Genomic DNA, 14,792 nt, shown 5'->3' on the forward strand with positions numbered 1-14,792 from the left:
TTACAATTGATTAGAATATTTATGAAAAATATAATCTCAACCTCTATTTTGTTTCTGCTTTTGCTTACAAGCGTAAATATAATAGCTCAAAATTCAAATTCTTCAATTTTCATCGAAATACAAGAAGCTTTTAATTCAGAGGATTACGAGAAAATTATTTCGAAAAAGTCAGAAATATACAAGCAGGTTAATTCCAAAGCTGATACTATTTCTGCCGAACTATTATATTATTTAGGAGACTCTTACTTAGCTTTTGATAGTCTAAAACTCGCGCTTCAGATTATGGAAGAGGAATTAAAAGTAAGGAAAAACATTAAACATACTGACCCATTATTGATTGGTGATATCCATTTTAACTTAGCCTATTACCAACAGTTGAATAGTGACTATCAAAAATCCATCGAAAATTTTGATGAAGCATCTGAGATTTATAAAAAACAATCTGGAGTAGCTGATCCAGGATACGTAGAAAGTAAGATTGAATTAGCAAAATCATACGGAATTATTGGTGAACATAGAACTTCAATGAAAATATTGGAAGATTTACTAAAAATTGAGTTTGTTAAAGAACAGTACCAACATGTTGTAAACAAAGAATTAGGAATGGCTTATTTTGACATCGGCTATTATTCTAAATCTGAAGAAATACTAAAGCAAAATTTAGAATTTATTGAGAAAGTATTTGGTAAGGAAAGTATTGAATTTGCTGAAGGCTTAATAACTCTTGCTATACCTTATTATTACAGGTCGCAATATTCTGAATCTGAATTATTATATACTCAAGCCTTAGAGATCATATCTAAATTAAGTGGAAATGAATATTTAACAGAGAATACAAAAAATAATCTTGCGTTATTGTATTGGAAGATAGGTTTATATGAGGAAGCTATAGAAATTTATGAAGAAATCATTGAGAATGAGCCTAGTTTACAAAACGCTAGTACCTACAGTAATTACGCTCAAAGTTTAATTGCCGTAAATCAAAAAGAAAAAGCAATTGAATATTTCGATAAGTCTTTATCAATAATTAAGGATATTTTGGGAGAAGGAAGTGAATTATACATCAGAGTTTTAAAAGAAAAAGCCTTAGCCTTAAATGGTGTTCTGGATTTAGAGAACTATTACAAGCTTATGGGTGAAAGTTATAGTGTCTCTAAAAAAATATTAGCAAAAAGTAATCCAGAATACTCTAAATACGAATTACGATGGGGAATAGCCAATTTTAGATTAAACGATATTAAACAAGCAGAGAAACACATTAAAGCTGCCCACAACCTAAGAGCAAAATATCTGAGTAAGAACCATCCTCTTTATGCTGAATCAAGTAAAGAGTTAGCTGAATTAAGTTGGTACAAAAAGGACCCTAAAAAAGCTAAGGAGTATTTCAATGAAACTTTTGATAATTATTTTGCTCAGATAGAAGCATATTTCCCTGCATTAAGTGAACAACAAAAGGCCAACTTTTATACCAATATTTTAAGATCAACTTTTGAGGAATTCAACTCCTTTGCAATATCCTATTACAAAGAAGATCCAGAATTACTGGAAGAGATGTATGATTATCAATTAGCAACTAAAGGGTTAATCATGTATGCTACTGCTAAGGCTAGAAAAAATATTCTAAATAGTGAAAATCAAGAATTGATTGACAAATACCAAAACTGGATCAGCACAAAAGAGCTAATATCGCAGCTTTATTCGATGTCGAATGAAGAAGTTGAACAACAAGAATTAAAGCTCGACTCACTATTAAGCGTTTCGTCAGATTTAGAAAAAGAACTTAGTAGAGCATCTTCCGAATTTGCAGATGCATACACTGCAAAAAAATATAGCTGGAAAGATGTTCAAAAAGAACTAAAACAGGGTGAAGCCGCTATTGAGATGATCAGATACAGAGAATTTGTTCCCGATAGCAGCGGAATATTTAAGAATAAAATAAACTATGCTGCATTATTAATCGATAAAAATTCTAAAAATCCAGAATTGATTCTTCTTGAAAATGGACTTGAATTAGAAAATAAATACATTAAAAACTATAGAAATGCTATCCGATTCAAGGTAAGAGATAATTACAGTTATAAATTTTATTGGCAACCCATAGCTGAAAGAACTAAACAATATGAAAAATTATATTTTTCTCCTGATGGAATTTATAATCAAATCAGTATAAATGTATTGTTTAATACAGCCAGTAAGAAGTATGTGTTAGAAGAACAAAACGTACAATTACTAACCAATACGAAGGATTTATTAGCCTACAATAAAACAAAATCGAATTCAAATTTAGCTGCTAACCCTACATTATTTGGATTCCCAAATTATAATAAAGGAATAACTGAAAGTATAACTGAAAATCAGCAAAGCGCTAGCGATATAGTTGAAAATGCAAGTTTAAATAGAGGTTTAAGAGGAAGTCTTCAGAGGTATATAAGAGGAAATGCATTAGTAACCGAACTTCCAGGCACAAAAGTAGAAGTAAACCAAATTGATAATATTTATAAAAGCAACTCTAATGAAAATCCGGAAACCTATTTGGAAAATGATGCAGATGAACTACAATTAAAAGGTGTAAAAAGTCCAAAAGTTTTACACATAGCCACTCATGGCTTCTTTTTAGAAGACAATGAAACTGCTAATACTGAGGAAGAAGATAAATACAGTGAAAATCCATTATTGAAATCGGGATTGATTATGGCTGGTGCTAATTCATTTATTTCTAGCGGACTAAATGAAGGAGCAAGACAGGATGGAATATTAACAGCCTATGAGGCCATGAATCTAGATTTAAGTGATACAGAATTGGTTGTTTTATCTGCCTGCGAAACAGGATTAGGGGAATTGAAAAATGGTGAAGGCGTTTATGGTTTAAGAAGAGCCTTCCAAGTTGCAGGGGCTGATGCTATTATTATGAGTTTATGGTCGGTTGATGATGCTGCTACTCAAGAGCTTATGACTAGTTTTTACGAAAATTGGGTAAATGGAATTGACAAATTAACTGCTTTCAATCAAGCTCAGAAAACCATTAAGGAAAAATATAAGTCGCCTTTTTACTGGGGAGCTTTTGTAATGGTTGGTCAATAAATTAAAAATATAATTAGAGTAAAGGCTTCGTAAAATCACGAGGCCTTTTTTATTTTTGTGATATGTCAACTGAAAAAAAATGGATTTTAGCTCCTGAACCTGCCAAATCGCTGGTTTCACAACTAAATGAATCAATCAATATCAACCCGATTTTATCTAAAATTTTAATAAATAGAGGTGTAACTAATTTTGAGGAAGCTAAAACATTTTTCAGACCTTCTATAGAGGATTGCCACGATCCATTTCTTATGAAAGATATGGATATTGCTGTAAATAGACTACAAAAAGCCATTCAAAACAATGAATCAATTTTAGTATTTGGAGACTACGATGTAGATGGCTCTACATCTGTTGCCATGATGTATAGTTTTTTACAAAACCATTGTGAAAATTTATACTATTACATTCCTGATCGATATTTAGAAGGTTATGGAATATCTTATCAGGGAATTGATTATGCAGTTGAGAAAGAATGTAGTTTAATAATTGCATTAGATTGTGGTATAAAAGCCATTGATAAAATTCAATATGCAAATGAAAATAATGTTGACTTTATTATATGTGATCATCATAACCCAGGCGCAGAACTTCCTGAAGCAAAAGCTATATTAGATCCTAAAAGAAAAGATTGCAAATATCCATTTAAAGAACTATCTGGTTGTGGCGTAGGATTTAAGTTAATTCAAGGGTTTTGTATTCAAAATAATATTCCAGAACATCATGCTTTTGAATTATTAGACCTAGTAGCGGTTAGCATAGCTTCAGACTTAGTATCTGTTACGGGTGAAAACAGAATTTTAGCTTTTTATGGATTAGAAAGAATTAACTTTAATCCAAGACCTGGCATCAAAGCACTATTAAAATCCTCAGGTCTTAATGAAAAAATCACAATTTCTAATCTAGTTTTTCAATTAGGACCAAGAATAAATGCAGCCGGAAGAATAGATCATGCACATTTAGCAGTTAAGTTGTTAACTGCCATTCATGAAGATCAAGCCTTATTAATTGCCGAAAAAGTATCCAGTAAAAACAATACTCGCAAAGGCTTTGATCAAAGTATTACTTCGGAAGCCCTTAAACTTATTGAGGATGATCATAAAATCCTTCATGCAAAAAGCACTGTATTATTTAAAGAAACCTGGCATAAGGGTGTAATTGGAATTGTTGCCTCCAGATGCATTGAACATTATTACAGACCAACCATTATTCTTACCGAATCAAATGGAAAAGCAACTGGTTCAGCACGTTCGGTTGATGGATTTGATTTATATAATGCTATTGAATCGTGTAAAGAACATCTTGATCAGTTTGGAGGACACAAGCATGCTGCTGGCTTAACCTTACCCATTGAAAATATCCCTCAATTTTCTAATGCATTTGAATCTGTAGTACAACAGAATATTACCGAAGATCAGCTTATTCCTAAAGTGCACATAGACTCCTATGTTAAAATTGATCAAATTACGGATAAGTTCTATTCAATTTTAAGTCAAATGGATCCATTTGGTCCAGGAAATATGCAGCCTGTTTTTGCAGCAAAAGATCTAAAATTGATAAGTAAACCTATCCTTTTAAAAGAAAAACATTTAAAATTAGAAGTGATGGACAAAGAGGGTCATCATATAATCAAAGCAATAGGATTTGGTTTAGGTCATTTAAAATCAAAATTAGAGTCAAACAGTAATTTTGAATTAGCCTTTACCATACAAGAAAACCATTTCAATGGTACAAAATCTTTGCAGCTTTATCTAAAAGATATCCGCATTGAATAATTATTTTCGTTAATTTGCCTTTTGGGTATGTTTGTTGCTTCTCATGCAAATAAACAAAATAGACAAAATGATATTAAGAGCTGATAATCTTGTAAAAATATATTCAAAAAGAACCGTAGTTGATCATGTTTCAGTTAGTGTGGAACAAGGAGAAATTGTAGGACTACTAGGGCCAAATGGAGCAGGTAAAACTACCTCATTTTACATGATAGTAGGTCTAGTAAAACCGAATTCTGGAGAAATATTTTTAGATGATCAAAACATCACGGATTTACCAATGTATAAGCGAGCTAAAAAAGGGGTTGGCTATTTAGCTCAAGAAGCCTCTGTATTCAGATCCTTAACAGTTGAAGAAAACTTAATGGCTGTTTTGCAGATGAGAAAAATTAGCAAAGAAGCCAAGAATGAAAAAATGGAAAGCCTGCTTGAAGAGTTTAGCTTAAACCATGTGCGAAAAAATAAAGGGATGGTACTTTCTGGTGGCGAAAGAAGACGTACTGAAATTGCCAGAGCTTTAGCAATGGATCCTAGCTTTATATTATTGGATGAGCCTTTTGCAGGGGTAGATCCAATAGCTGTTGAAGAAATTCAAACGATAGTAGGACAGCTCAAAAATAAAAACATTGGTATTTTAATCACAGATCATAATGTAAACGAAACGCTATCCATTACTGATAGAGCCTATCTAATGTTCGAAGGTAAATTATTAAAAGCTGGTACTGCTGAAGATCTTGCGAATGATGAACAAGTAAGAAGAGTTTATTTAGGGAAGCATTTCGAATTAAAAAGAAAACTATAAACTATGGAATTCCTTCATTCTATTATGACATGGGTGATGAAGAAAAGAATCCACGAAGTGGAGCTTTTCATCAAATATCCTAATGAAGTTCAGATTGAAGTGCTTCATAAACTAATTTATAGAGCCAGGAATACAAAATTTGGCCAAGAGTATAAGTTTGATGAAATAAAAGACTTTGAAACTTTTCGAGAAAGAGTTCCTTTACATACTTATGAAGAATTATTCCCCTATATAGATCAACTGCTAAAAGGTGACCAAAATATACTTTGGCCAACTGAAATTAGATGGTTTTCCAAATCTTCTGGAACTACTAACGATAGAAGTAAATTTATTCCTGTTTCAGATGAAGCCCTTGAGGATTGTCACTTTAAAGGGGGGAAAGATTTACTATCTATTTACCTTAACAATAACCCAGAATCCAGACTATTTACAGGTAAAAACCTGAGCATAGGCGGTAGCCAACAAGTAAACCAATTCGACAATAATTCAAATTCATTTTATGGTGATGTCTCTGCCGTAATTATGAAAAACCTTCCGTTTTGGGTTCAGATTATTAGAACGCCAAGCCTTGAAATTGCTCTCATGGATGAATGGGAAGGTAAGATTGAAGCCATGGCAAATGCAACCATGAAGGAGGATGTAACCAGTTTAACGGGCGTACCTACCTGGACTGTAGTTTTACTACAAAGAATATTAGAGCTTACAGGAAAAAATGATATTTCAGAAGTATGGCCTAATTTAGAGTTATTTATACATGGTGCTGTTTCTTTTGTCCCTTACCAACCTCTATTCAAAGACCTGATCAAATCACCAAGAATGAGTTATTTGGAGACTTATAATGCTTCAGAAGGCTTTTTTGGAATACAAGACTTGAATGATTCTGATGAGATGCTTTTAATGTTAGATTATGGGATTTTTTACGAATTTATACCATTAGAAAATGCTAATGAAAAGCAACCTAAAACTCTTCGTTTAGGAGAAGTTGAACTTCATAAAGTATATGAAATCGTAATCAGTACCAATGCTGGATTATGGCGCTATAGAATTGGTGACACCATTAGGTTTACTTCATTAGATCCTTACAGAATCAAGATCAGCGGTAGAACCAAGCATTTCATTAATGCATTTGGAGAGGAGCTCATGATTGAAAATGCAGAAAAAGCAATTGCTGTGGCATGCAATAAAACTGGAGTAATCATAGATAACTTTACGGCTGCTCCTAAACATTTAGCACAAGGAAAAAGAGGAGCGCATGAATGGGTAATTGAATTTTCTAAAGAACCCAACAACATAGAGGAATTTGCTCAAATTTTAGATGATGAAATAAGAAAGATAAACTCTGATTATGACGCTAAACGATATAAAGACATTGCCTTGCATTGCTTACTAATTCACAAAGTTCCTCAAGGAACGTTCTATGAATGGATGAGAAAAAGAGGGAAATTAGGAGGACAAAATAAAGTACCTCGCCTTTCAAATAGCAGAAAATATCTGGAAGACCTATTAAGCATGGTTAAACAGAAATAAAAAAAGCTGATTATAATATCAGCTTTTAAATAAATACCTTTCAAATGTAATTGATTAAGATGCCCATTTAATAGTGCATCCTATAGCTTTAGTTTTCTTTTCTGGTACTTCCTCGCCTTTCAAAACTGCATTAACTGCATCCTCTACATATTTTTTATCAGCCAAATCTGCTGATTTAGTATTATTATCAATTGCTCCAATATACTTTACTGTTTTATCAGCATCTAAAACATACACATGAGGTGTATTGGTAGCACCATAAGCTTTCGTAATTTCTTGAGTTTCATCATACACATAAGGAAATTCAAATCCCTTTTCTTTTGCTCTTACAATCATCTTATCAAATGAATCTTCAGGTGATCTTTCATCATCATTTGGATTGATTGCAATTACTGGAATTCCCTTGTTTGCATACTTTTCATGTAAGGCTATAATTCTATCTTCATAAGCAACAGAATACGGACAGGAGTTACAAGTAAAAATAACCATAAACCCTTTAGCATCTTTATAATAGTCTAAAGAAACCATTTTTCCATCTACATTTTTGAGGGCAAAATCTCTAGCGGTATCCCCTACTTTATATCCATTTTCCTTAATACTAAATGCAAAGAGAGCAGTTAAAATAATCGATAGTGCTAATAACTTTTTCATAGTTGTATTAATTTAGTTTTTGTTTTATTAATGATGTTAATTCTCCTTCATCAAATTCCTTTTCATAAAAAAATTTCTTGCCATCTACAATCAGTAAGGTTGCTGGAATTGCTCCGGACCACTCAGGACTAACTTTGTCTATCCATGAATTATAGTCAAGGTTATTAATTAGATAAAGTCCTTTAGGATTCAATCCTTTTTTTAAAGCAAACTTATCAGCTCTTGTAGCGTTTTCTTCAAAATCTAAACTCATATAGATGAAATCAACCTCCGGGAATTCAGCCTGAGCCTCTACAAAATAAGGTAACTCCTTAATACAAGGTTTGCACCATGTTGCCCAGAAATTAATCACAGTAATATTCTGAGAAGAAGTAGGTTTCATGAGCTCTTCTAATTGAGGGACATCAATAATTTTAATATTTTGATTCTGAGAAAAAAGTTGATTTGTAAAAATGAATCCAGAAAGGAAAATTATGACAGTGATTATCTTTTTCATAACCAAATATAAACGATAATTACTGCAAAATGTTGATCACAAAATCTCGAGTATCTCTTCTTTTGGGATTTTGAATATATTAATTCTTTCCTTGGTTCCAGCAAGAGTAATTTTAGAGAGTATAATCATACCTTCATCTTGGGTCGGTGCAATCTTAACTACCGCTAATGGATCAATTCCTCCAATGTACTTTATAGCCACTAGATCTCCTGAATTTTGATCATAAAAGTTCAATTTAATTCTACCATCTAGAGTAGTATAAGCATTGACCAAATATTCAGAATTGCCAACTGGAATGACTGCTGAAGTCGCTTTTTGTATACTCAGTCTATCCCTGACATTTCCTCCACCTAAAAATTCTATTTCAACAGTATCCTGAACAATAGGGCTATAACTATTTACAAAGTATGACTGATTATTATAAAAATAATTAATAGCAAGTAGACCACTCCCAATCTCCGTAATTGAGTTGATTTTATCTTGAGCTTGACTTTCAATTAGTCCTGATTGAATACCCTGATCATTTGTATAGGTTAAATTTAAACTATTACCACGCAATCCATTAAAATATAATACCGAACCAGAATTATATGCACCTACAAAAAATTCTTCCTTTTTGGTTCGTCTAAAGGTTAAAATATTTTGATCCGTTAATTTCACAGTATCAAATCTTCTGGCCCATTCCATTGCAAAACCATCTTGTATTTTACTTAATACCATTCCTGTGGTGTCATTATAAGTTAAGAGAAGATATGTATTGGGATTGATAGTATTAAAAGCAAGAGGATTAGGATAACTATCATACGTTCTTAAAGGCTCAATTTTTTGCTCTAGATCATTTATCTCAAACAAAGTGGAAGTAGCATTTGGGTTAGTAGCTGCAATAAAATAATATTTATCTCCTTGCTGAACCAATCCCGCAATAGGATCTACGTACTGAGGTTCTAATTGTCTGCTCCACTGAAAATCTCCTCTGTTAGATACTTTCAAAACAAAAATTGTATTATTCGCTAATTTGGAAAGCACTAGATATCCTCCTTCATTAGTTTCTATAATATCTAATGGTGTGTAATTAATGTCCTCTGACAGATTATCAAAAATGCTATTAAATTTCTCAGTTGAATTATATTCAACAATATCCTCATCGCAGGCAGATATTAAAAAAAGAATTATAAATAAATAGATTGAACTTCTCATATTTCTACTGGCATAAATTCCTTTTTACTTAAATATTTTAGTGGGAAAATTATTCCAATTAGTGCCTCAACCGTCTGGAAATTTATGTCATCCATTACATCATAAGCTTCATTTTGTAAATTTTCATTAGCATATCTTGCATTTTGATTGTTTGCATTACTTAATCCATATCGAAAATTGGCTTCAGCCGTTATGTAAAAAGTATTGACTCTAAACCTAGCACCTACTCCAACAAACGCATCGGCTTTAAAAGGTGCCATAATTGATTTAATATCTTCATTTTTATTAAACTCTTGGCTTTCAATACCATTTTGAATAGTGTATTTAGTGTATTCCTTATTTGCATTTAACAAGAGTGAAAAATTTATGCCCGCTTGAGCAAAAGGAATTATAGCAGGCACACTTGGTTTTCTGCCTTTTCTATCCCAAAATCTACTGTTAACTTTTCTAAACATAAATCGAAAAAAAACAGGTAGATCCAGATAATTTAAACTATGATTATGAGTGAAATTAACGCTGTTGGATGTACCAGGCTGTTCTTGTAAATATTGAAATCTTACTCTACTAACTGAAGCATTTGTTCCTAATACCAATCTTTGTTCAAATTGATACATATAGGTTATACCGTATATCACACCTAAATTATTAACCTCTTGATATTGCTTATTATACAAGCCTTCATTTAGATTATTAGTTGGCTTTATAAGAGAATAACGATTGATTACATTTATTGTATTGTAGTTCGCACCAGCTCTAAATCCAAAATACATTTGAGAATTTTTAAAGGGATCTTTATTTAATTTATCCCAAACTGATTGCGCATTACATGTAATACTTATAAGCAATATAAACACACTGCACAGATACTTAAACATCATTTTTTTTATCAAACACCGCATTAAAGATCAAACTTTTTATACTTCAATCAAAATAAATAGAAGGGTTCATTCGCACTATCTTTTTACTAACTTTACGCTCAAGAAAAAATTATGCAAGAAGATATATCAAACAATGAACAGGAAGATGATGGTTTATTTGAACATCATCAAATAAAAGTTGATCCTAAACAAGAGTTACTACGGATAGATAAATTCTTAATGGATAGATTGCCTAATGTAACCCGAAATAAGGTTCAAAAGGCAATAAAAGATGGGTTTGTACAAGTAAATGGCGACACAATTAAGCCCAATTATAAAGTTCATCCTAATGACAATATCAGAATTGCGTTACCTGAACCTCCACGAGACACGGAGGTTGTAGCTGAAAACATTGAGCTTGATATTATTTATGAAGATGATGATCTTCTAATTGTTAATAAAGAGGCAGGAATGGTAGTTCATCCTGCTCATCAAAATTGGACTGGTACGCTCGTGAATGCATTAGCATATCATTTTCAACAATTACCAGAAATGGAAGGAAATGAAGGCAGACCGGGATTAGTTCATAGGATAGATAAAGATACTTCTGGTTTATTAGTGATTGCCAAAACTGAACAAGCCATGACTCATCTTGCAAAACAGTTCTTTGATCACAGCATTGAAAGAACCTATTATGCTTTAGTTTGGGGGGAATTGGAAAATGAAGAAGGCACTATTGATGTGAATTTAGGCCGAAGTTTTAAAGATAGAAGAATAACGGATGCATTTCCTGAAGGGGATTTTGGAAGAACTGCGATCACCCATTATAAAGTAATTGAAAGACTCCGTTATGTAACACTAATCAAATGTAATCTGGAAACAGGAAGGACACACCAAATTAGGGCTCATATGAAATATATTGGTCATCCTTTATTTAATGACGCTACTTATGGTGGTGACAAAATTTTAAAAGGAACTCAATTTTCTAAATACAAGGCTTTTGTTGAAAATTGTTTTAAAGTAATACCAAGGCAAGCTTTACATGCGAAATCACTGGGTTTCATTCACCCTACTCAAAACAAACACGTTCAGTATGAAACTGAATTACCAGAGGATTTTAAAATGGTACTTGAAAAATGGAGGCATTACATCCAGTTTAATTAAACATCTGGATATTCAGGTATTGCTACCATTAGTTTTAAATATTCAAAGATGGTTAAATTGATTGAACAGGCAGTAAATTAGGAAACTAAAGACTTAGATCTTACAATTCAGCATATAATGACTTTTGAAGTAAAGGCGAAAGTTTTATAACTCACTTTCAGCCAATCCTTCAACTTTAAGTTTGTTCTTAACAGGATTTGCATACATGGCTAATAATGGACCTTTCAATTCATCAAAGTCTGCAGAAAACATTTTAGCTTGATTTCTAAGATAATCTTCAAATTTCTCAGCTTCTTCTTTAGAATAGTAATCTGAAAAACGATTTTCAAACAACCAGTCATATGCGATGAAGTTATTAGGCCATAGCTTATAATTTTTATGAATTCGTTCATCAATCAAATCCGCTAATGCCTGCATTTGATCATTTTTATTCTTGATCTCTCTTATTTCTTGAAGTTTCTCATCCACTATTTTACCAATGGAAATATGAACTCTTCCTTTAACACCAGTTATACCTGCAATCATGCTTTGTAAATCATCCTCAGGAGTTTTTTCTATGGGTTGTCCTGCCAATTTGGAAGCAATTTCTCTTGCCTTTAAAACATCACAAGGATCATATTCATAAGAAATAGCCATTGGGGCAATTCTTAATGGAGCATAATTTTCATAAAAATCTTTCCCTCCACTTAAACCTATCATTTTCAATAAGCCCTGTTGAGTTTGATCATCTCCATCTTTTGTTCTACCCTCTCTTTGAGCAATCCAAATCGAGGTTTTTGCCTCTAAAATAGTATAGCGAATGTAGGAAGATAAAGTCTGTGAATAGGAATACATCTCCCTTGGAGCTACATTTCTATTCACAATAAAGTTTTTATTAAGTTTAGCTAAATCGGTCACCCATTGATTCACTAGTAAATTATTTCCAATGGCAACCTCTGTCGTATCTATGCCTAATTCAAATAGTAATACATTCAGAATGGTCGAGTCCAATACAATATCTCTGTGATTAGATATAAACAGGTAGGCATTTTCAGGGTTTATTCTATCGAATCCATCATTAGTAATTCCTTCTGAACTACTATCTAATACTCTTCTAGCAGTAGGATACATCATTACCTTCTGGAAATCTTTAACTGAACTCACCTCAGATAAAGACTTTTTTAATTCATCAATTGATTTTTCAGGAAATAATCTATTGGTAACCTGATCAAAAAAAGGATGCTGAATGAAACGCTTAACCGCTTCATTAACTTCAGAATCTTTATAAGGTCTAATCGAATCAAATACTTCCAAATACTCCATAAATCAAAAAATAGAAACACGAAATAAATGATTTTTACGTTAAAATCCCGAAAATAGATAGGAAATTCCCTATTGACACTCAAATTATCACTCTGGGAAAACTTCATATTCATTTAACAAGCACTTAATAATAAGTCGGTTACAAAATTGTAGCTTTGTATAAATTCAAAAGTATCAACCATGCATAAAGTCACTCCAAATTTTTACGCGGGTGTTAATTTCATCCAGATTTCTTGTTTACCTCAAGAGCAACAAGAACTTTTTAGCAATTGGATTCATAAAAGTTCTGTTATGGAAATGGAAATTAATAATATCAAATTAAATGATTGTGTAGATTATCAGGAATATACGTATTGGTTTGATTTTCAAAATCAGAATCAAAATTCATACTTAGATTCCAGTATTTAATATATCTTATTAGATTTGTGGTAAACCTACATCTATGGATTACCAAAAAGAATTAGTTGTTGTTTCACAAAAATTAATTCCTGATTTTGAATTTAATCAGCAGACCATCTCTGATAAAAATGGCTTTGTTAAGTCGATTAGTCCTTACCTTTCTCACCTATTAGATAATGACTTTCAGAAATTAGTACAGATAATGTACCGTATAGATGTGTCAGAAAAAGAATTTGCCTTAACTTTGCAAGCTGGAAATGAGAATATAGCTGAAAAGCTGGCGGAATTGATTTATAACCGCCTTTGCTTAAAAGCTAAAATAAGAGCAAAATACAAAGCAAAGTAATTTATGCTAAAAATAGCAGTTGATTTTGATGGCACTATAGTTGAAGATCGATACCCAAATATTGGCAAACCTCAATTATTTGCTTTTGAAACTTTAAAAGCCCTTCAATCTCAGCAACACTTGTTAATATTATGGACGGTACGCGAGGGCAGAGCTTTAAAGGAAGCTATTGAATTTTGTAAAAAGCATGGTGTTGAGTTTTATGCAGTAAATAAAAACTTTCCAGAAGAAGAATTAGAAGAAGGGCAAAGTAGGAAATTAAATGTTGACTACTTTATAGACGATAGAAATATAGGTGGCTTTTTAGGTTGGAGTAAAACATGGGAACTATTAGGTAATTCACCTGTTGATTACTCATTACCAAAAAGATCATTTTGGGATAAATTAAAAGACTTGTTTAGATGATTCACTTGAAGACAAAAGAAGAAATAGAATTAATTCGTAAAAGTGCATTGCTAGTTTCTAAAACACTCGGCTTAATGGCCGAATTACTTGAACCAGGAATCACTACTTTAGAATTAGATAAAAAAGCTGAAGAATTTATCCGAGATAATGGTGGTGAACCAGGTTTCTTAGGTCTTTATGATTTTCCTAACACCCTATGCATGAGCCCGAACGAACAAGTTGTTCATGGCTTCCCAAACAAAACGCCATTAAAAGAAGGTGATATTATTTCTATTGATTGTGGAGTTAAAATGAATGGTTTTTATGGAGATCATGCCTATACATTTGCTGTAGGGGAAGTAAAACCTGAAATTGAGCAATTATTAAAAGTCACTAAAGAATCATTGTATTTAGGTATTGAAGAATGTAAAGCGGGCAATAGAATAGGTGATATTGGATTTGCCATTCAACATCATGCTGAAAAACATGGCTATGGCGTAGTGCGTGAATTAGTAGGTCATGGATTAGGTAGAAAGATGCATGAATCTCCTGAAGTACCTAATTATGGTAAAAGAGGTAGAGGTGCCAAGCTGAAAGACGGCTTAGTCTTAGCAATTGAACCCATGATCAACTTAGGTGGTAGAAGTATTAAGCAATTAGCTGATGGATGGTCAATCGTTACTGCTGATGGAAGATATTCTGCTCATTTTGAACATGATGTTGCAATAGTAGATGGAAAGCCCGACATTTTATCAACATTTGATTTTGTTGAAGAAGCATTAAAGAAAAAAGGGTTAGCTATTTACTAACCCATATT

At 32.4% G+C, this 14,792-nt stretch carries 14 protein-coding genes; 9 read left to right on the plus strand and 5 right to left on the minus strand.

All coding sequences use genetic code 11. The annotated features are described in order from the left end of the window. The first annotated feature begins 21 nt into the window (after nt 1-21). From QYS47_RS14675 to QYS47_RS14690, 4 genes are all read left to right on the plus strand, one after another. Nucleotides 22-3,081 carry a CHAT domain-containing protein gene (locus QYS47_RS14675; protein ID WP_322346944.1) on the plus strand — a complete coding sequence of 1,020 codons (3,060 nt, stop codon included), beginning with the start codon at nt 22-24 and terminating at the stop codon, nt 3,079-3,081. Between the two features lie 62 nt (nt 3,082-3,143). Further along, complete coding sequence (gene recJ / locus QYS47_RS14680) at nt 3,144-4,853, plus strand: single-stranded-DNA-specific exonuclease RecJ (protein WP_322346945.1); 1,710 nt, start codon at nt 3,144-3,146, stop codon at nt 4,851-4,853. 67 nt (nt 4,854-4,920) lie between these two features. Further along, nucleotides 4,921-5,652: an LPS export ABC transporter ATP-binding protein gene (gene lptB / locus QYS47_RS14685; protein WP_302101760.1), complete on the plus strand. Its 732-nt coding sequence runs from the start codon at nt 4,921-4,923 to the stop codon at nt 5,650-5,652. A 3-nt stretch (nt 5,653-5,655) separates the two neighbouring features. Continuing rightward, nucleotides 5,656-7,179, plus strand: coding sequence for a GH3 auxin-responsive promoter family protein (locus tag QYS47_RS14690; RefSeq protein ID WP_322346946.1), 1,524 nt, complete (start codon nt 5,656-5,658; stop codon nt 7,177-7,179). Between the two features lie 54 nt (nt 7,180-7,233). Here the strand turns inward: QYS47_RS14690 and QYS47_RS14695 are convergent, their stop codons facing one another. From QYS47_RS14695 to QYS47_RS14710, 4 genes are read right to left on the minus strand one after another with little or no spacing between them, the layout of a single operon-like run. Next, entirely contained in the window at nt 7,234-7,830 is a 597-nt protein-coding gene (locus tag QYS47_RS14695) for a thioredoxin family protein (protein ID WP_322346947.1), read from the minus strand. Nucleotides 7,831-7,837: 7 nt separating this feature from the next. After that, nucleotides 7,838-8,326, minus strand: a complete 489-nt coding sequence (locus QYS47_RS14700) for a TlpA family protein disulfide reductase (protein WP_322346948.1) — start codon at nt 8,324-8,326, stop codon at nt 7,838-7,840. A gap of 36 nt (nt 8,327-8,362) precedes the next feature. Next, nucleotides 8,363-9,523, minus strand: a complete 1,161-nt coding sequence (locus QYS47_RS14705) for a hypothetical protein (RefSeq protein WP_322346949.1) — start codon at nt 9,521-9,523, stop codon at nt 8,363-8,365. After that, the gene (locus QYS47_RS14710) at nt 9,520-10,293 is read right to left on the minus strand and encodes a hypothetical protein (protein WP_322346950.1); all 774 of its coding nucleotides are present in this window, start codon (nt 10,291-10,293) and stop codon (nt 9,520-9,522) included. Before QYS47_RS14710 ends, QYS47_RS14705 begins: the two co-directional genes overlap by 4 nt. Nucleotides 10,294-10,512: 219 nt before the next feature. Here QYS47_RS14710 and QYS47_RS14715 point away from each other — a divergent pair, with 219 nt between their 5' ends. Further along, on the plus strand, nt 10,513-11,544 hold the full coding sequence (locus QYS47_RS14715) for an RluA family pseudouridine synthase (RefSeq protein ID WP_308355963.1): 1,032 nt from the start codon (nt 10,513-10,515) through the stop codon (nt 11,542-11,544). A 144-nt stretch (nt 11,545-11,688) separates the two neighbouring features. On the opposite strand, the gene QYS47_RS14720 is transcribed toward QYS47_RS14715, so the two are convergent. Beyond that, nucleotides 11,689-12,846: a 1-acyl-sn-glycerol-3-phosphate acyltransferase gene (locus tag QYS47_RS14720; RefSeq protein WP_308355962.1), complete on the minus strand. Its 1,158-nt coding sequence runs from the start codon at nt 12,844-12,846 to the stop codon at nt 11,689-11,691. A 180-nt stretch (nt 12,847-13,026) separates the two neighbouring features. On the opposite strand from QYS47_RS14720, the gene QYS47_RS14725 reads away from it, so the two are divergent. The 4 genes from QYS47_RS14725 to map are packed head-to-tail and all read left to right on the plus strand — an operon-like array spanning nt 13,027 to nt 14,784. Then, nucleotides 13,027-13,254, plus strand: a complete 228-nt coding sequence (locus QYS47_RS14725) for a hypothetical protein (protein ID WP_302101768.1) — start codon at nt 13,027-13,029, stop codon at nt 13,252-13,254. A gap of 34 nt (nt 13,255-13,288) precedes the next feature. After that, nucleotides 13,289-13,591, plus strand: a complete 303-nt coding sequence (locus QYS47_RS14730) for a hypothetical protein (protein ID WP_302123492.1) — start codon at nt 13,289-13,291, stop codon at nt 13,589-13,591. Nucleotides 13,592-13,594: 3 nt separating this feature from the next. After that, entirely contained in the window at nt 13,595-13,996 is a 402-nt protein-coding gene (locus QYS47_RS14735) for a BT0820 family HAD-type phosphatase (protein ID WP_308355960.1), read from the plus strand. Continuing rightward, nucleotides 13,993-14,784: a type I methionyl aminopeptidase gene (gene map / locus QYS47_RS14740; RefSeq protein WP_322346951.1), complete on the plus strand. Its 792-nt coding sequence runs from the start codon at nt 13,993-13,995 to the stop codon at nt 14,782-14,784. Before QYS47_RS14735 ends, map begins: the two co-directional genes overlap by 4 nt. Nucleotides 14,785-14,792 lie beyond the last annotated feature (8 nt).

Origin of the sequence: Marivirga arenosa, from assembly GCF_030503875.2 — a bacterium.
Lineage (GTDB): Bacteria > Bacteroidota > Bacteroidia > Cytophagales > Cyclobacteriaceae > Marivirga > Marivirga arenosa.